At 38.8% G+C, this 21,317-nt stretch carries 19 protein-coding genes; 12 read left to right on the forward strand and 7 right to left on the reverse strand.

The window, feature by feature from the left end:
- Nucleotides 1-24: 24 nt before the first annotated feature.
- The 5 genes from HI950_RS32860 to HI950_RS32880 all read right to left on the reverse strand — a co-directional run bounded on the left by HI950_RS32860 (nt 25) and on the right by HI950_RS32880 (nt 3,697).
- Nucleotides 25-429 carry a TcpE family conjugal transfer membrane protein gene (locus HI950_RS32860; RefSeq protein WP_169091005.1) on the reverse strand — a complete coding sequence of 135 codons (405 nt, stop codon included), beginning with the start codon at nt 427-429 and terminating at the stop codon, nt 25-27.
- Nucleotides 430-432: 3 nt separating this feature from the next.
- The gene (locus HI950_RS32865; protein ID WP_169091007.1) at nt 433-729 is read right to left on the reverse strand and encodes a hypothetical protein; all 297 of its coding nucleotides are present in this window, start codon (nt 727-729) and stop codon (nt 433-435) included.
- Between the two features lie 27 nt (nt 730-756).
- Complete coding sequence (locus HI950_RS32870) at nt 757-1,929, reverse strand: conjugal transfer protein (RefSeq protein ID WP_169091009.1); 1,173 nt, start codon at nt 1,927-1,929, stop codon at nt 757-759.
- A gap of 6 nt (nt 1,930-1,935) precedes the next feature.
- Nucleotides 1,936-2,313: a hypothetical protein gene (locus HI950_RS32875; protein ID WP_169091011.1), complete on the reverse strand. Its 378-nt coding sequence runs from the start codon at nt 2,311-2,313 to the stop codon at nt 1,936-1,938.
- Nucleotides 2,314-2,722: 409 nt separating this feature from the next.
- On the reverse strand, nt 2,723-3,697 hold the full coding sequence (locus tag HI950_RS32880; protein ID WP_169091013.1) for a replication-relaxation family protein: 975 nt from the start codon (nt 3,695-3,697) through the stop codon (nt 2,723-2,725).
- Nucleotides 3,698-4,347: 650 nt separating this feature from the next.
- On the opposite strand from HI950_RS32880, the gene HI950_RS32885 reads away from it, so the two are divergent.
- The 4 genes from HI950_RS32885 to HI950_RS32900 all read left to right on the forward strand — a co-directional run bounded on the left by HI950_RS32885 (nt 4,348) and on the right by HI950_RS32900 (nt 12,354).
- Nucleotides 4,348-5,658 carry a ParM/StbA family protein gene (locus HI950_RS32885; protein WP_169091015.1) on the forward strand — a complete coding sequence of 437 codons (1,311 nt, stop codon included), beginning with the start codon at nt 4,348-4,350 and terminating at the stop codon, nt 5,656-5,658.
- Between the two features lie 37 nt (nt 5,659-5,695).
- Nucleotides 5,696-6,223, forward strand: coding sequence for a hypothetical protein (locus tag HI950_RS32890; RefSeq protein ID WP_169091017.1), 528 nt, complete (start codon nt 5,696-5,698; stop codon nt 6,221-6,223).
- A gap of 2,530 nt (nt 6,224-8,753) precedes the next feature.
- Nucleotides 8,754-9,743, forward strand: a complete 990-nt coding sequence (locus tag HI950_RS32895) for a hypothetical protein (protein WP_169091019.1) — start codon at nt 8,754-8,756, stop codon at nt 9,741-9,743.
- 136 nt (nt 9,744-9,879) lie between these two features.
- Nucleotides 9,880-12,354 (forward strand): type IV secretory system conjugative DNA transfer family protein, encoded by a 2,475-nt coding sequence (locus HI950_RS32900; RefSeq protein WP_223285652.1) that lies wholly within the window; start codon nt 9,880-9,882, stop codon nt 12,352-12,354.
- A gap of 13 nt (nt 12,355-12,367) precedes the next feature.
- On the opposite strand, the gene HI950_RS32905 is transcribed toward HI950_RS32900, so the two are convergent.
- On the reverse strand, nt 12,368-12,679 hold the full coding sequence (locus tag HI950_RS32905; protein ID WP_169091021.1) for a hypothetical protein: 312 nt from the start codon (nt 12,677-12,679) through the stop codon (nt 12,368-12,370).
- Between the two features lie 206 nt (nt 12,680-12,885).
- Nucleotides 12,886-13,536, reverse strand: a complete 651-nt coding sequence (locus HI950_RS32910; RefSeq protein WP_169091023.1) for a helix-turn-helix domain-containing protein — start codon at nt 13,534-13,536, stop codon at nt 12,886-12,888.
- Between the two features lie 359 nt (nt 13,537-13,895).
- Here HI950_RS32910 and HI950_RS32915 point away from each other — a divergent pair, with 359 nt between their 5' ends.
- The 8 genes from HI950_RS32915 (at nt 13,896) to HI950_RS32950 (ending at nt 21,309) form a co-directional block, all read left to right on the forward strand.
- Nucleotides 13,896-14,498, forward strand: coding sequence for a hypothetical protein (locus HI950_RS32915; protein ID WP_169091025.1), 603 nt, complete (start codon nt 13,896-13,898; stop codon nt 14,496-14,498).
- A gap of 130 nt (nt 14,499-14,628) precedes the next feature.
- A complete protein-coding gene (locus tag HI950_RS32920) occupies nt 14,629-15,114 on the forward strand; it encodes a hypothetical protein (RefSeq protein WP_169091026.1) in 486 nt (161 codons plus the stop codon).
- Nucleotides 15,107-15,955 (forward strand): S1 RNA-binding domain-containing protein, encoded by an 849-nt coding sequence (locus HI950_RS32925; RefSeq protein WP_169091028.1) that lies wholly within the window; start codon nt 15,107-15,109, stop codon nt 15,953-15,955. Before HI950_RS32920 ends, HI950_RS32925 begins: the two co-directional genes overlap by 8 nt.
- 21 nt (nt 15,956-15,976) lie before the next feature.
- Nucleotides 15,977-16,882: a replication-relaxation family protein gene (locus HI950_RS32930; protein ID WP_169091030.1), complete on the forward strand. Its 906-nt coding sequence runs from the start codon at nt 15,977-15,979 to the stop codon at nt 16,880-16,882.
- 30 nt (nt 16,883-16,912) lie between these two features.
- Nucleotides 16,913-17,434, forward strand: coding sequence for a hypothetical protein (locus HI950_RS32935; protein ID WP_223285655.1), 522 nt, complete (start codon nt 16,913-16,915; stop codon nt 17,432-17,434).
- 55 nt (nt 17,435-17,489) lie between these two features.
- A complete protein-coding gene (locus HI950_RS32940; RefSeq protein ID WP_169091035.1) occupies nt 17,490-19,157 on the forward strand; it encodes a hypothetical protein in 1,668 nt (555 codons plus the stop codon).
- Entirely contained in the window at nt 19,154-20,062 is a 909-nt protein-coding gene (locus HI950_RS32945) for a CpaB family protein (RefSeq protein WP_169091037.1), read from the forward strand. Before HI950_RS32940 ends, HI950_RS32945 begins: the two co-directional genes overlap by 4 nt.
- Complete coding sequence (locus tag HI950_RS32950) at nt 20,059-21,309, forward strand: CpaE/TadZ family protein (RefSeq protein ID WP_169091039.1); 1,251 nt, start codon at nt 20,059-20,061, stop codon at nt 21,307-21,309. The genes HI950_RS32945 and HI950_RS32950 overlap by 4 nt, the downstream gene beginning before the upstream one ends.
- The last annotated feature ends 8 nt before the right edge of the window (nt 21,310-21,317 follow it).

Below are 21,317 nucleotides of genomic sequence, written 5' to 3' on the forward strand. Positions count from 1 at the left end.
ACCTCCTTTGGAAAAGAGAGCGTGTTATACACGCTCTCTCCGTATGCGATAGACCACTTTGCTTCCGTAGCCATATCGTTTGGTGTGCTCAATTTTTCTGTATCTGTGGAGACGTTTGTTTCTCATCCAAAAAAATACCATGCCGAGAAGCCACAGATGAGGGGCTTTTCCATCCAACTTTTGTTTCGCTATCAGCCAAGTGGCCAAACCGGGCATGAAAATCATGGTATAGGAACTCGGAAGAAAGAAAAGAAGCGTTTTTCCAAGGATAAGGAAAATAATCTCGCATGCCACGAAAATGCCAATGATGCGTAAATTCGCAGGTACTGGCAGCTTCTTTCCTTCCAGCGCGTAGATCACCCAATCCAGATTCCAAATCTTTGTATAATTAGAAACAGTGACACGGGGAGCTTCAGGTTTATCGCTCATTGTTTATGCCATAAAAGAGGTATAGATTTTACCTGCGAGTGTCTTAACCCATTCCCAGTTCGTGAAAATTGCAACTACGAGTGCGATAGCTACGAAGCCGAACATCTTAATCCAGTCGCGTACCCATAAGAAATAAATACCGATCAAAAGCAAAACACCTGGAATCAGTGCATTGATGTTTCTTGTTAGGGAGCCACCGACTTTTTCCCCGACTCCTTCAGCAAAAATTGGTGATACCACAGATAACAAGGCGATGGACAACAGTAAAACTTTCAAACTCATTTCACGATTAAATTTCATGATACAAAAACCCCTCTCAAAAATAGTTTATGGTGTATCAGTTCCGACAAGATTGGTTTCAATCGAATCGGTTACTGGTGTAGCACTTGTTGCACCGGTGTCTGTGCCGGGTGAAGCGGGATTCACATCATCTGTAGGCAATTTTGCATCAACGGTAGACACCTTTTCTTCCGGTTGTTTAATGCCATTAGATAAAACGAATAGTTTTCCGTCCTTCTCCACAACGTTTAAGTACCATGCATTACTGAACGGTTCCCCTAAATCGCTTTTCACTATGACATCAGCTTTTATTCGATATGTGCTGCTCGTCCCATCCGATGAAGGGATTGAGAAGATCGACACTTTTTTGAGGCTATCGTAGGTGAATTCAGACTTCACTAGTGATGCCGGAGGTTTAACATTGTCGGCGTAGAAATATTTGAGCTGGGTTACATTTCCCTCATACCAGGAACGAAGGTAACTATCAGCTAGTTCGGCACCTTTTTCAATCAGTGTGCTATCCCCTACTAAAGTCATTTGAGAATTCGGATCGACGGTACTTCCTTTTGTTTGTTCCGAAACGAAGCGGGGATAAGACTCAATTACGGGACCTTCGGCCGCCAATGTGATAGGTACGACCATATAGGCTTTTTTTGTTATTGGTACTGGTTTTTCCGCAGTCCCCTTCGCTGCTTCGATTTGATTAGGTAGCATAGTTACCGTTCGCCATACGACCACGGTTACATCGATATGCGTATCATCAAGTACAACTGATCCGTAGACTTCGGCTGACGAAACCTTACTGGAACTTTTCACATCAAACGACTTGAGACCCATATCAGCTTCAATGATCCGGATAAATTTTGAAATACGTTTATTTCGATCAGCCGTAAAATCTGCATCCCAAGTAAAGTATTCCGTCGCGAAGTCTGTAGCGAATCCTTTCACTGAATCGGAGACGATTGTTTCATTACTGCCATAAATATTAGTCTCGTTAATGATTCGTGTTCCTTGTGACCAAGCGATGGCTCCTTTGAGAAAAATTAAACCTGCAACGATCCAGATAACTGTTCGAAGCACTTTTTTTCCAGCCATCGATTTAGGGGACCGCGGTTTGATAGATTTATCGGATTTCTTTTTTGGATCCTCCGCTTTGTCTATCTGAACCGTATCTTGTAAATCAACTTCTGCACTCTTATTTTTTTTTTTGATAAACCCCAACTATCATCACCTGCCTTGTTGACTTCGTTTATTTCTGCCCCCGGTAAAAATGCCAATGATTATTACAGCAGCCACGAGGAGGATGATAGCGTATTTGGCTGGAAATACCTCGAACCAATTCCAAAAGCTAACGATCTTCTGCCATATAGATGGTGCCTGATTCGCAACTTCCCCTGAAATGTCATCCACGATAGCTACGATCTTCTCATGTGTCTTGTCCAAATCTTTTGGTGGTGGAATCTCCGGTATCTCCTCTTGGACAGCCTCCTTCGTTGGTTCTGGCGCAATTTCTTTCTCCGTTGGAGTGCGGATAAGTAATACAGCTGCAATCAAGGCGACCAACACACCGACACTTGCAAAGATGATTTTTTTGTTTTTGCTCAAGCGTTCACCTCCTTTAAATCATGATACTTGTATATTAGTAAATTAGTTAATTTACTAATATACAAGTATTAATGAATGCCAAACATGCTCTTCTAGGTAATTCGATAAATGCAGATTTAGAGCCAATTTGCGTAATTTGGGGCTTCATGCGGCGAAGGAAAAGGTTCAAAGTGTTCCGAAGGTCGGAATATCAGGAACAATGTGGCCATTAAGAACACCGCAGAGATACAAAGAAATATAACTTTCTGTTTTCTTCCCAAGAGCACACCACCCTTTTTCTAATTAGCTATCATAATATCACATCAATATATTAATTAGTATACTAGTATTGGGAAATTCTGTTGATTAATATCTGGTCATTCTGGACCTCTGAAAATTCACCTGCTTATTTTAGATAACTATTGTCAGCTTATTGGACTGACATGATGATATCTCCAATGTTCTTCCCGACAAGAACACGTTGCTCATCATTTGGGAATACAAGAGAAGCTGCTTTCTTGATATTCTCCAGCCGCGTCTTATAAACAGCGTCAGGAAGTATGAAGGCGATGAAACCACTTTTTTGGATCTTATTCGATGATAATTTGAGAACGTCTCTATATCTTTCAAGCTTCTTCTCGATTGATACCTGATCGGTATAGAATGGTGATCGTTGCACAGGCTCCGTAGATCGATCTAACTCTATGTAGAAAACTTGATCTCCTATCCTAAGAACTGCATCGGGTCGAACCGACATGGTTTCATTATCGGAGTATACGGAAAAGGCAGGATGCCAATCCCAATCCTGAAATTGATTAAACTCTGGGAACTTCACCATCCAGTTATACCTAAGATCCAAATAAACTTTCCCAAGCTCCCAAAAGTGTTCTTTTTTAGCCCTCTCCATATCGAGTTCAAGCTTTGAAAGTTTGGATTCCTCCAGAACACCAATCTTGATTTCAACAATTCGTAGGCCTCTTGCCGTCAGATAATACCATGTTTCTCCTCTGATACGCCCACGCTTATGAACCGGCTTGTCAGTTTCATCCGGGATCATATTTGTGGATTCTATGAGTCCCCCATTCCTCATCTCCTGAAAATTTCGACGTGCTTTAATTAGAGCACGTTGCCTGTTTTTATCATCTAGGATAGATTTCCTATCCGAATCCACTGAATCATAATCGGGATAATGCTGATCAGGGCTGTCTAAAAAGAACATATCCACCGCAACAGACTGTGGCATTAGACGACATAAATACAGATCAATAAGAATTCGCCAATCTCTACTCCCTAAGCCAGCAATAACATCGCCAAGAGAATAATCACCTGAAGATCGTATTTTTCGTTTCCCGCTTTCTTCCGGAACCGTATTGGCGCCCTTTGCGACCCCTTCCTGTTCCTTCACTGGACACAACTCCTTTCTTGACCCATGAGTGGGCCTGGGTTGATTTGCAGCAAACCGTTTCCGGTGTTAGTCGCGAATTCAGCAATTAATAATTGCCAGGACTTTCGCGATGTTCGCACATATTTGGCGGACAATCTCTGTTCAATGTAAAAACGAATGTGCAATATGATAAATAACGCGATATACAAACATTAAAATGCACAATGTTAAACACGGTAAGAGAACGATGTACAAACAGATAGTAACCTTCTAAAAGTATGATATACAGATTTTAGAGCCCCCAATTTGCCTCTCCCTTCCCACCTCCCTTTCAAGCCTTATTTCTTATTACTGTAGGATCTGGTTGCTGCGGACCGTCCAATAGCCAAATAGTAATACAAAAACTAGTGTAAGAGCAATCATCAGTTTCTGTTTATAACCGTTTGACCACGTACAAGTATGGATAAACTCAATTAAGTCAACGGCTCTAACTGAATAAAGACGACTATACTCAGCTTTATTCGAATGAATATATTCACTACAAAATGATTCGAATGTTATTATTATTGTATTATAATACTGTGTGAATGCTGTTATCATTTAATTTGACTAGTGTTATAAAAGAGGATACAATCTTAGTAGATTGATAGAATATATTGGGAGGAACGACAATGAAACTTGAATTTGTTGTAGGTAACGATATCGGGAATAGCGAACAAGCTATATATATTGACGGAAAGTTGATTAGACAGCCTAACGTATATGCGGGTGCTGTTTCTATCCCATGGACGGACGACGAAACGGATGTTCCAAAGAACCTTAAAAACATTTATGATAGCTTAGTTGTTTCGATTATTTCTTCAGCTATCCCAACGGGTACATACCTTATTGGGCGTCATGCGTTGAAGACAGTGGGGGAAAATGTTACGAGCCTTTACGTAAAAGGAAACAACGCAAAATCGGATCAATTGATACCATACATAAACACACTCGGAACAATTGCAGCTCGAGCTGTTGAAAAAGCTTATGAGACAGGCACCTTACCTGATTCCATTACAGTAAGAAGCGACCAAGCAATTGCGTTGCCTGTTAAACAGCACACCCCGAGAAATGTTGAAACACTACAAAGTAAATTCATGAGCGGTAGTCATAACGTGACCGTGCATCTAGGATTGACAAAGAAAGTGGATGTAAAGATTGAATTTGATTACGTACAAGTCTTGCAAGAGGGTACGCCTCCTGTCTTTGCATTGCAGATGGATCGTGAAAGTAACTGGAGAACAGACAGTTACGAACCCGAATTAACTACTAAGACCAAAGAAAAAGGTAAAATAAACGTTACTAATACTGGTCTATTTGAAGAATTCGCTGCGGAGTACAAACTTGGTGATATCGATGGAAACTACCTGGATGGCAAGAACCTTCTTCATGCAGATCTCGGTGATGGGACTTCCGATTTCCCGTTTACCCGAGGAGATTCAGTGGATAAGGACTTTTGCCATGGTGTGAATCATGGTGTTGGCCACGCTATTGTAGAAGCTGTAGATGATTTGCTAGTGTTGGCGCCTCATGCCTTTAACTCCATTTCACGGCAACAGTATAGCGATATTTTGATAAGTGGATTCTCTGCTCGCAAACATAAATTCTATCAGGAAGCTAAACAGGCATTTCAACCGCATTTGGACAATCAAGTAAATCAAATAATGCAACATATTAGCGATCAAGTACTGAAAATTGGAGCAAATGAGATAGATATTATTGTCGTCTATGGTGGGGGGAGCATTCTTATGAGAGAAAGCATTCTACCTAGACTCAAAACACTTGCGGATAATAACCGAATTCAACTCTTCTATGTTCCTGCTAAATATGCTGTAACCTTAAATGCAGAAGGATTAGATTGGTTTGTACGGAGCCCTCTTTACTCCAAATTAAAGGAAGTATATAAGGAAACTGCAAAACGTGTTGCAGCTGCTAGTGAATAAAAGCCAAACAATGTACGAGACCTGGGGGTGAAAAATCTTGAAACCGACCGATGCGGTACCCGGTAAACCCTACGTATTAAAAATGAAAAAAGATGAAGATCCCCTTATATTCCAATGGCTCAATATGCAAGGAATATATAGTGATTCGATAAGGTATTTGATTGAAAAAGAGATTGCTGAGAATGGTTTGCGCAATCTTCAACACTTCATCCCGAGTAAACGTAATATTCATGCGATGAAAGAACAAATACATTTCGGATCTGGATTTTCACAAGCAAATTATACGGAGCATCATAACTTTCCAATGCATAATAAAGCTGCTCAAGTTGCTGCAGAGGTGGAAATAAGAAGCAATTCGATCAACAATAGCTTTCAAGATAGCGATATAATCAAAAATGATATAATAAAAATTTCAAATAATGATACAGAAGATACTACAGATAGTTCGGAAAATAATACTGAAATGGTAAATGCCCCAAATTATTCAGAACCTAAAATTGAACCAAAAGTACCGAGAAAAGCCGGTAAAAAATTTGATGATGATGTTTTGAATTCTTATAGATAAATACTAGAGACGAGCATTAGAAGCTATTCTGATGCTCGTTTTTTTGTCCTTATTAATTCTTTAAGGTTTCTCGTGTGTTGTTTATTATATGGTGTTCTTCTCCAATGCTATTAGAGACCGCCGGTTACGACAATGTAAGAAGTGTTTTTCTTTCTTGTGGGAATTAATTCATACTAAATGGTAATCTTTTAGATATCTATTCATAGAAACCCATATACACCACCTATTCGGATTCATACAGGTTGAATGGATTGTAGGCTTTACACAACTGATCCTCCCCCCTACTTGAATAAGAAGAAAATCTTTCCTTCTTGTTTTCGGAACGAACTGTATGACACACTCCCAGTGATTACTTAGATGACAAGTACTTACACCTTAAACGAATCCCAATATAATTATAATGACATCTTAAAACTATTTAAATATTATAAAAATACTATTAAAATACTATCTAATTAGTATTTTAATAGTATACAGATGGATCCTATCATGTCATTTGCATCATAAAATCTCATTGCAGATGCAGCATGCTTTTTGAGTGTGTAAGCCGCTCAAGGCGAGCGAAGCGCAAAACAGCAACTCCTTTTTCCTTTAACTTTTGAATCAACAGCTATTCTGCGAGCTATTTGTGTATGTTGCCGTCGTGAGGCAAGTAACACGATAAACAGCATTTCCAAACTCCTATATCTTTCTTGACGGTTCTGCCGAATCATTGCATAACAGATGGCTATTTATTTACAAATTGGCAGCATCCAACGCTTCTGACGTACGCCATGCTCGTTTTACGTGCATGAGTAACAGTTCCTTCCATCATTTTTTTGTCAAACTCAAGGAACAAACAGTGACTTTCAGGATTGGAGGAAATCAATAGTTAGGCAGTTAAACCATTTAACTCTTGGAATGTGAAGTGTGCAGAAAAGCAATCACTCGATGTAGCTACAAGAATGTAGCAGATCTCTCATACTGGAAATCTTGTGTAAGAATCATGATTTGTCCATCGTACTTTCTTCTGGACGGATCAGATGGTTCTTAGTACGCAGAGAACAAATGCTGTCACATGATCTGAATAAATCAGTTATTCAGACTTAATCAAAAGTGAATTAATTCGGCTTTATCCGGTTATACATGGTTTGAGTGACGTTTATTGCGTGGAGTTGCTAACACAGATGAACAAAACCATCTCCGTATTTCTACCTTTATTATTATGAGCAGGTCGGGGTTCACATACTCCTTAACTGCCATGGAAGGTACACGTCAACAGCCATCCAGCGGTTTTTTTGCGATGCCTTTGAGAAGTGTTCGGCGCCTAAAAACAAAGATTCGTATTCCTATTTCTTTCTAGTTGGTTCTGCCTGATCACGCACACATTAGGTGGGTAGCCATTAGATGCAGATATACAGCTATCTATCAGCTTTTTGCTTGTGCTGTTTTCACTTGGTAAACGCGGTGCAAAAACAGCAAATCCCCTTTATATCAAGCTGGGAATAAAGAAATGTAAAGTTATATAGAGGTCCTTATGCCATACGCCTTAGTTATCTAACTTGTATGAGTAACTGCTCTTCCCTTGATTATTTTGTTAACAGCCACTCAGAACAGGACGAACAGTAAGAGTATCTCTTTATCTCTAACGTAACGTGCTGCGTGCATAGCAGTAGATCGATTTAAGTGCAGTATTTTAGTAGATTGCACATGAATCACTAGTTGTGGAGTAATTAAGCGGAACGGAACTTTTGCCACTGTGGCGCTGCGTTATGTAATAGGTTATTGACTCCTTGGTTTCATAGTACCTTTGCAAGCGATCCATTCATTACCGTTTTGGAATTCATAAATTGGATGGTTGGCCAAATTTCTTACCCCATCGCTGAGTACACAAACAACTACTCCCTCCCCTCCTTAGAGCTTTTTGGAAGGTCTGATAGAACGCAGGCGATAAATTAATGCAAATATGAGGAATATTAAATCGGTAGCGGAGTAAAGCTCTATATTCGATGAATAAATTATGTTTATTCAGCATTATTCAGCACCGGATTAATCCGGTTTTATCCGGTTATATGCGAACTTGTACGAATCATTGAAATTTTATTCGAATAACATTATAATTGCATACGCATGTCTTCTTAATAAAGGTAGAATGACATTGCTGTGTAAATCGCATTGATTCAGCATTATTCAGTTAAATTGTTACCCGTATTAAATCGAATATAAACGGTTGTACACGGATGCACCATGTATTTAGATGGATAAAAAACAAACTGAATTGCTATGAATTAACCCCTTTGTATTCATTCTAGATAACATTCTAGACATAAGGATGAACAGTCTGAATAAAAACAATTTATTCATTGTTATTCAAGATATGTATTATTCGTTTAAATTCGAATATATTCGGTTATATACAGATGTGAGATGTATATAACCGAATAAAAAATAAACTGAATTACTATGAATTAACTCTTTTTATTCATTCTAGACTCTAGTAAAATAACCTTATAGAGGATTTTCGGAATTTCTTGTAGAGAGGGTGCTTCAAATGGATGACATTATGACGAAAGAAGAGTTAGAAGAAGCCAGACGAGATGAAATGAGAGAGATTTTAATTAATGCTTTTGACGGTAATTCAATTTTGTACGAGATATATAAAAAACGGGGCTGGTTGGATCGCCTTTTTACAGATCGGATTCTATCAATGGACAAAGATGCTTTATATATATCGAATCAAGTAGCTGAGATTCTTGAAACGGAACCACATGTCGTGAAGAACAAGAGACGAGCTTTATTGCAATACATAAATCCAGAAGAGTACGGAGAAGGTAATGCAAAAATATATAAGCATAATTATATTTCTGTTTTTAAAATGAAAATGATTCATGGTTTGACCGGGGAAGCGTCAGAATACACTTTACCGCAGCTCAAAGAGCTTATATATGGTCAAAACAGCATATCAAAAACTAATAAAGCTCAAGACCAAGATAATGAAATTCTTATTAAATTGATGAGAAAAATGGAACAGTTTGAACAGTTTCAAGGTATGGTTGAAAGTGGTGAGTTCTTTGAAGAAATTGAAAAAAGACTAACAAAAGCCACGGAACGACTTATGGAATCAAACCAGGATATAAATGAGTTAAACATTAAAATAGCCGAACTCTATGATAAAATCATTTCTCCTGACCTATCGATTTCAGAAAAAGAACCCCTTCAAAGTGAGTTTGCGAAATTAGCAGAGAAATATCCAACCCATGCATTTACTATAAATATGTATTTACATGCTGCTCAGGATCGCATAACACATTTTAAGCAAGTGGAGAGGGAGCTTCAGGTTCGGACCATAAAAGAAACGGTCTTGAACTACTATGAGGCTTTTGAAACAGCTAAAGATGATTCAGAAAGAGATGTGATCCGAGATCAACTTCAAAAATTAGCAAATAATAATCAAGATTTAAGCTATGACATACGTTTTTGGTTATCTACAGCAGGAAAAGAGAAGAAGAAGAAAGGATTCTGGTCCTTTTTAAACCGATAACTCGAAAATCGATAAACCTCTGATTGACAGTGCATGCATTGTCGTCAGAGGTTTTATTTTTCATAGCAATTATCCCCTCCATTGTAATATACTAGTATATATATTAATTAACATACGAATATGGAGTGGTCCACATTTGAAGTATGCAGGCATGGTATTAGGTGGAATTTTGTCAGCAATAGGGCACATGGTAGCGTTTATCTTTAAGAATGTATTCATTGCAATTCGAAGGTTTTCTATGGATCCTGCAAACAAGAATACGATATGGAATCTGCAGGCATTTTGTGTTTTATGTTCTTTGATACTTCTCTTTTTGTGGCTAGTTGGCCGGTATCAGGATATTATACTTGGATTAAGAGAGCCAGTGTTATACAGGGCGATTCCATTATTGATACCGTGCTTTCTCGGACATATGATTTATTCATGTCCAGCACTTTTCAAAAACACATACTCAAAGCCAATCATTCAAACATTCTTAAATGCTTTTAGTATACTAGCTTTGGGACAAATCCTAATGCGATTTATTCCAGTGAAATACGGTATTCCACTAGCTTTCGTAATGCTTTTAGGAGCTGTCGCAATTACTTTATATTACACCCTTCATTTGAGTATTAAGAATACTGTTTGGAATAAACTTAATAAGATGGTTGAAGAAGTGGAAAGCCAGGAATCTGATATTAACACTGGTGCAGGAACGAATCAAAATAAATCGACCACTTCAAATTTATCTAGTATAGATTTGTTCGATTTGAACGAAAAAGGATGCTTATCACATCTAAGATATTATTCAGAGGAATGTAAGCTTGAACTTCTTCAAACAGTTCCTACTAAAGAAAGGCAAAGTGAACTCGTAGTATTAAACAGAACCGACCGAGCGCAGCATGCTCAGATTATCGGCGGAACCGGTGCAGGGAAAACCCTCTTAGCAACAAATCTGATTTCACAGGATTTGTTGAATGAATATATAGGTTCAACCATCATTGAACCGAAGGGGTCCCTTATCAATCGTTTATCAAATTTCTTGGAGAGGACAGGTAGGCCTTTCCATAGGCTTGATCCAGAATATAAATTCACAGATTGTTTAAATCCGTTATACGTTCCCGAGAATGAAGATATAGAGCCTATGATAGAAGCAAATGTATCGGCCTTTCATGGATACCTGGGACCTGACGCTGTTCAATACTTTAAATCACGTGCAACAAACCTATTGCGAGTTGGAATTAAAGCTCTGAAACTTGCCTACGGTAATGATGTAACATATAACGAACTGGACCGATTGGTTCAACCCAGCAATGATGATTATCGTGCAGAAGTTTTATATGAATTGAGAGGAAAGGAACACTTAGTACCGGTTCTTATGGAGTATACAAGGAACATGGCTGGATCTCAAAAATCGCAAGAGCACGCGATGCAGACTTACTCAAATTTATATGATTATTTGAGTGAATTGACTTCAAATCGGCATATTCAGAAAATCTTCTGTGGACCATCTACCTTCAATATTGATGATGCATTGAAAAATGGTGAAGTTGTATTGGTAAATGGTGCATATGGAACCCTTCAGACCCTTACTTATACAGTCGGACGATTATATCTTAATCTACTGCGAGCGAGTACCTTTAGACGCAGCTTGAAGGAGAAGGTAAGGCCACATCAATTGACAGTCGATGAAATAGAAATGTTTGCGGATGAAGAATTTTCAACTTTCATGGAAATGGCACGTGAATTTGAAGTGTTTGTAAATGTTATTCATCAGGGTAACGTACAGCTGGACGATGTAAGTGAAAGACTTGGAACCATGGTTAAGCAAAATGCAGTTCAAAAATTCATCTTAGCTGGCTTAGATGTAGAGGATGCTAAATATTACGCAGATATGATCGGTGAGGACTATAAAATTGGTCAGAGTACTGGTACAGATGAGATGGAAGCAACAGGATTCAAAACTCAATTGAAAGAAGAGAAAAGATATACTGTGTTACCAAAAGAAATATTAAATCTGAAGGGTTACAACCCAGAGACTGGAGATTACGGAGAATGCTTATTTCGTGGCGTTCATAATAACGTCCGTCAAGATCCGGTAATTGGTATTATTTTACCTTTATCTAGAAGGCTATTCTCTCCATTAACACAAAAAAGTGTTGAAATTATCGAAGGGGAGAGAAATGAAGATGTTGAATCGGATAACACTGAAGACAATTCCATTGAAAATTATGCAGTATCGGTCCAGGAAAAAAATGATATTTTAACTCAAATCAAACAGGACGCTAAAGAAAGAAGGGAGCAGAAAAATGCCGATAAGGCGGAACCTGCAGCAATTGTAGCAATAGCGGAGAGAGAAACAAACTCGATTCAAGAAGAGGAAAATAGAGCGAAACCAACTCGACGTAGTTCTGCTTGGGACAAACCAACTGAATCATCAAATTCATCTAAGCCAGATCTGGAAATAGAAGTTGAAAAAGAAAAAAATCCCGGAGCCGAAGAGGCCGGGAATGGTACAAATATTATGTTTCAGCCAGCAACCGTTGACCAAACAGTGCAGCAACTTGCCGAGAGAATGCGTAATGAAGCAAGAGTAGCTCGGAATAACAATGGGACCAGTGAGAAGGGATAAAACTCCAACTCAGTTAGTCCCTTTCTTCTTTCAACTCATGGAACTCTGTATTAAATTCTTCATACGCGAGACGACCAAGTGGGGTCAAAGTATAGAGTTTTTGTCTTCCTGATGAAATATAACGTGCTAATCCAAGTGCCTCAAGCCAGCAAACTGCAAAATTTAGCTCGCCGCGCCGAACTTGGCTATTTAAAGATAAGTCTTCCTTATTCCAATCTTGTTTAGAGAGGGATTGCATAACCAATTTTGCTCCATTAGGAAGTTTTTTTATCATTTCTCTTAGGTAAGGTTGAAGTGTAGTATTCAGATTAAAGTCGATAGCCATTTTGGATCGCGCCTTTCATTATAAGTGGTATGTTAATTAGTATAGTATCACATATATATATTTATTAACATACGGTTATTTAAGGAAAGAATGCTTATCTGATGCGCAAAACAGGTAATATTACATGCTCAGGTAAATGATACTATATCCAATTTAACGTAGTTTCAAACAAGCGCTGGTTAATGTAATACGTATCTTAGATAAGATTAGTAATTGATGTTTCTTACAAGTGTAAATACTGATGGGCACAAAATTAAAGCGATGTCAATTTTATTGTTCTTTAAAATTGCAGACTTAATCGAATTACGATACTTCGACGCGCGGGTCCAAGTAATTTCGACATATTTACCTTTACCATCGGAAGAGAAATATATACGCCCATACTTCTCGTCGAAAAACTTTATGAGTTTTAAGTTTGCGAAATTACCACTTTGAACTCTAAGGAAATTATTTTGTTCCAACTTTTGCTCTAATAGCATGTAATCATGAAGAGATTTTACTTCAGATAGAACATTTTCAGGAAGATGGTAATTTATCATATTATTGTAGTCAACTTGTACGTATAGAACGGATTTAAGATCGAGTTCAACGAAAGTAAAAGATGGTAGCACACGTTCATTACTAACTGTATGGCCGGCTAAAACCATTAATTCATCATAAGATCCATCATAGGCTTCTGCAAACTTACGCAGAGTTTGAGGCATCGGGATTATGACTGAACCATTTTTTCTGTTGGTGCCAAGTTCAACATCGCGAATATATCCGTGACTTAGACCGCTCAATTGTGCAGCTTTACGCAGGCTGTAACCGCAGGAAATACGCAACTTTTCAAGATGTGATCCAATTTGATTTTTCATAATTTTTGCTCCTTAATTGAGCTCATCCACTCAAAAGGTAAATAATTAATTTCTTTTATTTATATCTATGATAACACGCGAATTGTTAAATATGTTTGAATTATTGTTGAAAAGTTACTCGAATAGGGTATTTTGGTAGATAGCTTTTGAACAACTACTATTTAAATAATAAAATATCTATACGTAATTATTTATTGGTTAATGGTATGGAGAAGGAGCATAAAAAAAGACCTATGGGTAAAAAAAGAATTTAATCAATAAATTTTGAGAAATTTCGAAACGGGTATATCATTGAAATAAGACAATTATCATAATACTATTACAATTAGATTATAATACTATTAATATGCATCTGAGGAGTGATTGCGATTAATCTTTTCTTTGATCCTTCAGTTCTACCGGTTATAACTACAGATATTGATGGGAATATACTTTACGTCCGGACGTATGGCCTACATTACTACGGTTACCCTGATCTTATCCTGGAGCAGGAATTAGAAGATGGAGAGCAGCTGATTCTCGATATCCTTGATCGTATTTTCAGCCTCGATTTTAACATTACGTCCACATGGAACTATAACGGGAAATTATTGAAATTTGATATTGGAACTGATGGATTAGCTCATATTGTATTTACGGATGTGGATGAGGCAAGAATCCTTACCATTTTGAATCCGATTACTGGTGTTGCAGCTAGATTTATATCCAAAGGCTTACTGAATTTATTTAATCATCCAGAAGCAGAGGTAATGGGGGATGTCCTATACGGGCGTGAAATCCTAGGATATATGATGGATCAAGTTAAAAATGGTGAGGTATACGACCGAGATTCAATCATAACATTCGAGGAGAATCTTTATCATATCCATTTAACCAATGATCGCTTCGGGAATGCGGTTTTGCAGATCCATCTGGATCAAAACATTGATGTGGTGAAAAGAAGGCTAAAACAGACAAAATGAAGAAGAAGGTAAATCATCTGCAAAGAATAAAATAGGCTTTCTTTTTTCTATAGTAGTATAGTAGTATATTAGTATATATATTAGATTATTAATCAATATACGATAGTTATTCTGGAGAAAGGAGTATGAAATGGGACATGAGGCAAAGATCATTGAAGAGCTAGATTTTGTGCTTACCCATCCAGCCTGCAGCGTATTGAATTTAGAGCATTTTTACAATACCTGTTTATACGTCTATGACTCGGTTCCCATTTTAAGCATTATCGGGCATATGAAAAGAACGAGTCCGCACTTATTGATGGAATGGTCTAGTACCAATGTAATGGTAAGAAATCTACTTAAGGATCTGTCAGCAGGGGATACGAACAATAACGGAAAACCTCAAACCATAACAGTTACCATCGATCTCTCAAAACAAACGGCTGCCGACAAAGGCATTTATCAAGTCGTATGGTCTACGAATATACCCGATGAAACAATAAATTATCATTTTAAAAAAAAGAAGATTATTGTTACCGATAAGGTAGAAGGAATTGTAGAACTGTTGGGATTAAGTCTCGTCGATGATAATAAGTATAATCTTTACATAAAAAAGAGGAGGAATAAAAATGAATGAGGCATTAGGAGCAAAACCGATATCAGAATACAGAACGTCGCTTCGCCGCAAGACTATTCATCAGGGAGTTGTAGTTGGAGTTGAGAATCATGCTCCGTTTGGACAGAAGATGCAAGTTGCACTCGTTGAATTAAACAATGGCTTAAAGGGTTTAATCTACGAGTCACAATTCGATAAACAAAAATACAGGTCTCTTGTTGGCTTTATCGATCATAAAATCGACTTTATGGTACTTGATGTAACAAGACTTGGTAAGGACGCTGCAAACCTCAATGTCTTTGATGAGGAAAAAGGGATTGTATTGCTCTCCCGGATCCAAGCACTTGAGGAGCTACAGGAAGAGTTTTGGGAATCAGCTGATATTGACCACGTTGTTACTGGCGTAGTATCTGGTTTTGAGAATGAAAGACTCTATTTACGTGTGAAAGGTGTTATCTGTGTACTACCGATTCAAGACTTTGAGTATGACTGGACGGTATCTGGGCGGAACCTCGTAGCGCTTGGTACTGAACTTACCGTAAAAATCACTTTCATTGATCGCTCTAAACGGCAAGTGCGAGTTTCTCGCAAAGAATTGCAGGAAGATCCATGGAATCGTGTGCAGGAAAAATTCGGCGTGGACAACTTCTATTCTGGCCGTATTACAAGTGTTGTCGATAATGTTGGTGTATTCGTTAAACTGGCCCCAGGTATTGAAGCACTAGCTTGGTATCCTGATGAAAGAAAAATGCCGAAGGACGGTGTGCTTGTTGGAAAAACATGTACAGTTCGAATTAAAAATGTGAACCCAAAAAGTAGGCGGATCGGTACAAAAATCACTGGTTTTCCTCATGAAATTTAAGAAGGAGATGGCCGATGCAGCATGGAAAATCTCGTTTCTCCACTAATAAAGGCTGACCATACAGTTGTCGATGAAAAACAACTTCTGGATGATTCATATGCTTATGTAGCAAAAATTGATGATCTTACGCGTCACGAATTTTACTACATATCCCAAAAAATCGAACAGGGGTGGATAACGGAACGGGACGTTGAGCTCGTGAAGTTTGTTCACGTTCATCGTTGGGTAACCCTATCACAAATTACTCGCCTATTTTTTCCTGATGTCGAGAGGGACGAAACGGTAAGGAAGAGAATTAACCGATTATTGAAATACGGCTTAATTCGCAGACTCCAATGGTCGAGCTATTCAAGGCCGAAGGAAAACAAACCGAGCTTTTATGAATTAGGTGCAAGCGGGGCAGATATTCTTAAATTTCAATATGGCACATATCTCGGTCATCGTGATCCGCGTAACCCTAAACCAATAACAATGCTTTTCCGGATGCGTTACATAGCGACGAATGAACTTTATATTCAGTTGCGCGAGTCATTTGAGCTTGTTCATTTCGAATTTCATCCAACTTTGGTTATTAATGAGGCGCAGCAGGTACCAACAGCAAAGTTTGTGTTAAGAAATCCCAAAGGACGTGAAATGTCTTTTTATTTGATTTGTCATAGAGAGGATGAAAAATGGGTAAAGACAATACGGTATCAGGCAAGGTTTTTCAAAGGATATTTTGCTACGATTGATCCAGAAGCAACGCTAGTAGTCCTCGTTTCATCTGACGAAAAAGCGAACTTGGCCAGCAAGATTATGGAACAAGAAGGAGCCGGCCCGATTACCTGGTTTGTTACCGATAATGACCTCTATGATCCGAATATCAAATTGAGTAAAGCATTTTTTGCTTATCAAAACGGAGTAAAGTTTTATTATGATTTGCAGTAAGCCGGCGAATAAGGAGGGGAATATGCGTTGATGTATACGATGAAAATCCAACTCCTGACGGATGCTCAGCAGTATGAGCAGTTGACTGACGTAACAAAACGCTTTAGTCAAGTATGCAATCATATCAGCGAAGTTGGATTTCTCACAAAGACATACCGTAGTAAAGTAAAACTTTCAAAGGAATGTTACCACCAAGTAAGAAATACGTATAATCTTCCTGCACAAATGGTTGTAAGAGCGGTTGGTAAAGTAGTCGAAGCATACAGAGCAGGAGTAGGTTCTACAGTTAAGTTCGGGGAATCTACATCCGTCGTTTACGATACTCGACTAATAAAGTTTAAATGGATGCAATCCGTTTCGATTGCAACATTTAATGGTCGCATAGAAGTACCTTTCAGAGTAACGGGATATCGGCGTGGATCTTATGACCGACGGGTAAACGGCCTAGCGGATTTGATTTTTGAGGAAGGGATATTTTATCTTCTCCTTGTAGTGGATTTGCCTGAAGAACCAAGTATCCAGACGTTAGAGTTTGTAGATGTAGTTTCATAAAATTATAGTTGTATATTAGTTAGTATATATACAGGAATAAAAGGGAGGTGAATTCGTGAAAAGACTGTTTCTTATTTCCGACGATAAGGATTTCGCAGAATGGATCGAAGATGAATTATCCGAAACAGGAAGATTTATCCGAAGTCTGGATTCTTTTGATTTTTTCTTTCCTCAATGGAACGCTTCCCAAGGGGCAGACTTCATCATATTCCCTGAAACAGTAATCCCGTCGGATGAGCATTTATTGAAGATATATGATTCAGTACATACAGAGTCACCCGATACGGTCTTTTTATTTATTTATCACCGAGACGAAGATGATCTGACGAACTTACTACGAAACGACGGGAATATCTGCGTTAGCTACAATGATCTTGATGCCGGTTTGTTGGAAAGCCTGATTCGAAAGGATGTTACTCCAAAAGTAGTGTCGGAAGAGCAGCATCAGTCAATTTTTGAAGAAACGAAAATACCTACTTTGAAACTCGAGGCGGAGAAGATTATATCCTCTCGCCCTAACGAAGAAACAAAGGATGACAAAAAACCAGTTTTAAAAATAGAACCCATCCCTGAACCTATCATCGTGGAAGTGCGGCCTTTAATAAAAGCTGAATCTAAAATTCAGGACTTATCGAAAGAAGTTGCCTTTCCGGAGACGTCCCAAAACGACCATGAGGAGAAATTATCAAAGCGAACGCCAGCCCAACAACTCGTTACGGCTCCACATAAAACTCAGCTTAACGTACCTGCAGTCGAGGTGGCTAAGCCTCGGAAAAAGCGCTCAACTGCAGAACAGAAGGAAAAACTAGCTCGAATAAAAGAACGAATCATTATTGAAGAAAAGATTGTGACTATTCACGTACCAGTACACTACAACTCAAAGCTTATATCAGTGATAAGTCTTTATCCACGTGCTGGTGCAACATTTATCATATCAAATTTCGCAAGAATGCTTGGGGAAAACAAAGTGCCCGTTGCGGTATTGGAACCAGTATTCGAGAATACGGGGTCAACATATTTCGAGTTGATGCACGGGGAAGTGAATGCACCGAAGAACTGGAAATCATGGGCGGAACAGATTAAGCATACGGGATCGGTTAAACATGAAAACTTGTGGAGCAGCCATGGAGTAACCTGGATACCGTCAAGCATAGAACCGATTAAAGGCTGGCGTGATGAAGATAATATGAAGCTTCTCCTTTCAGCAAATCGATACCCCATCACGCTTTGCGATATTTCCTCCCGACATGATGAGGAGCATTGTAAAAAAATCATGTCAATGTCGGATGAAATATGGGTTGTGGCAGATGGCGACCCTATCGCGTTGAACCACCATTATAAGACAATCGACAAGCTAAAGGTGGAATTCGAAAATATAACAATTCGTGTAATCGGAAATAGATGGAACCAATATATCAAAACCTCTGAATGGAAAGAGGCAGTTTTACTTCCGATCATCACACAGATACCGGATCTTGGGACTATCGTTTTGAAACAAATATGGTCCGGCAAGATGGCATGGGATGATACGAAACTTAAAAATATACTCTCTCATCCCTTTAAACCTATGGCTCGATCAGTTGTGGCAAAAGAAATGTATCACTTATTTAAGAAGAACTACGGGTTTAGAGCCAAATTGAAAAATATATTTCAAGAAATGAAATCGCTCGATGATGAGGTCGGAGAAAGAAAATTTAAGACCATTGGAAGGAGAAAGACATGAGGAAGTGGATATCAGTGATTGCCGGGCTCCTGATTGTTTTGGGTGCCACGATCGGATTTTCCCAGTATATGAATGGGTATGAGCTAGACGTAACGATGATGAAAACAATCAAACCTGCGGTAATGATTCATGCGGGGGAGTTAATAACAGCGAATATGTTGAGGGAAGTAACCATACCAACTGTACAACACATGGATAATGCAATAATCGACGTAACTGAGATTATCGGAAAACGAGCTGTTGTACCGATAGGGGAAATGGAAGAATTTCTTTCATGGAAAATAGGCCCGGATTCACTTTATCCGAAGGAAGGCGAAACATATATCGGATTTAAGGTTGATTTTGTCGGTGCCGTTAACAATATGATACGCCGTGGTGATAAAGTCGACGTTTATGTGGAATATAACACGCCTAAACTTCTGGATGCTGCTGGACAAGAAATTGACCCGACGATGGTTCCTGACTCTTCTTCATCACTCTTGTCACAAGTAGCCGATAAGATTTATAACGAAAAACTTATACCAAACCTAACGGTTGCATATGTGAAGGACCAAGAAGGAAAAGAAATTATAGATAATGAGCCTGCAACAACTCTTGGTATTCCATTAACTGGAAGCCAAAGAGACGAGGTAAATATGGAACGCTACCGACAGGGAGCAGCGGCTCAGCCTGCATACATTACTTTCATAATTAGCGATGAACAATACGCTAAATTAGCTGAGGGGCAGAAAAAAGGCGTTATAAAACTTGGTCTACCGCTTACCTCAGATCAGATAGGCACAATCATACCGGACCAGCAATCTGAACCGGCCGATCCCGCTGGAAAGAGTGATTCTCAAGCTGCAGTAAATCCGGCAGATACAAGTACTAATGCGGCTAACACCGAAGAAGGAGTTGGACAATGAAATTACTGATTGCTCTTAGACGTCCGCAGATGGCGGAGACGATCGGCGAAATCATACCCAAGACAGTGGAAGCAGAGTTCGCATTTAATGAAAACGAGTTAAACAAGGCATTTGCAAGGGTCGGACAACAATTAGATTATTTAGTGGTGCACGAGGACATATTTGATGAAAAGTATCCATGGATCTGGTTGAGCTATTTAAGATCTTCAGTACCAGAAAAAACAAAGGTCATGGTTATACTCTCGACGCAAACTGATTCTCTATATAGGGAAATCATCAAGCGAATAAGTCTTGATCTTCAAATTTTTCTCCTACAAGGTGCTTTGTCCGGACAAGAAATTGCAGAAGAACTGAATATTAGAATCTTCAATAAATCCAGTTCGAATGATCTACCTGAGACAGGTAGGCTAGCGGTGGTAATGGCAGCTGCACCAAAAGATGGAGCGACAACCGTGGCAATATCAGCAGCAATTTGCATGGCACAACGTATGCCAGGAAAAAAAGTCTTTCTCGTTGATTTAAACCTCAAAAGCCCAGAAATTAGGGATCACTTACATATCACTACAGATAAGGGATATCCCCTTATTCAAGCTGACTGTGATTCTGGAACGCTTGAACAATCTTCATTAGTAAAAGCCTGTGATCAAATCAAAGGTATTAATAATCTCTTTATTCTTACTGGCATTCAAAGACGAGAGTGGGCTGAGAAAATATCAGTTGGCGAAATTGGTCACTTACTTTCTATTGCCAGAAAAACCTTCGATTTTACCATCGCGGATGTTCATACATTTCCCGATCAGGCTGCCACTTTAAAATGCGTAAAAGACGCAGATGAAAGGATCGTCGTGGTGCAATCAGTTATTACAAGCTATCAATCATCCTGGAATGACTGGTTTAATAGCGTATGGCAGCATTACGGTTTAACAGAAAAAGATTTCCACCTGGTTATGAATCGTGATCTTAACGGACCATTGGATGGCATCCAGATTGAGAAGGGGGTAGGAACGAAAATCGTAACGCGTATTCGGAATGTGGAAAAGGGAGCAGGACTAAAAGCAATAAACTTCGGACAGCCATTATATTTAAATGAGGGTCCGGAATCGAATGAATTTCGAACAAATATCCTGTCCCTATCAGGTTGGTTAGCAAATAGAGCAAAATTTGAATTGACCGCGGAGAACAACGATAAGAAATCAGCTTTGCGCGGTAAGCAGACTAGTGGCTTCCGCCGCTTCATGCCGTGGTAAAGGGGGAA

Source organism: Paenibacillus sp. PL91 (genome assembly GCF_012935325.2).
Taxonomy (GTDB): Bacteria; Bacillota; Bacilli; order Paenibacillales; family Paenibacillaceae; genus Pristimantibacillus.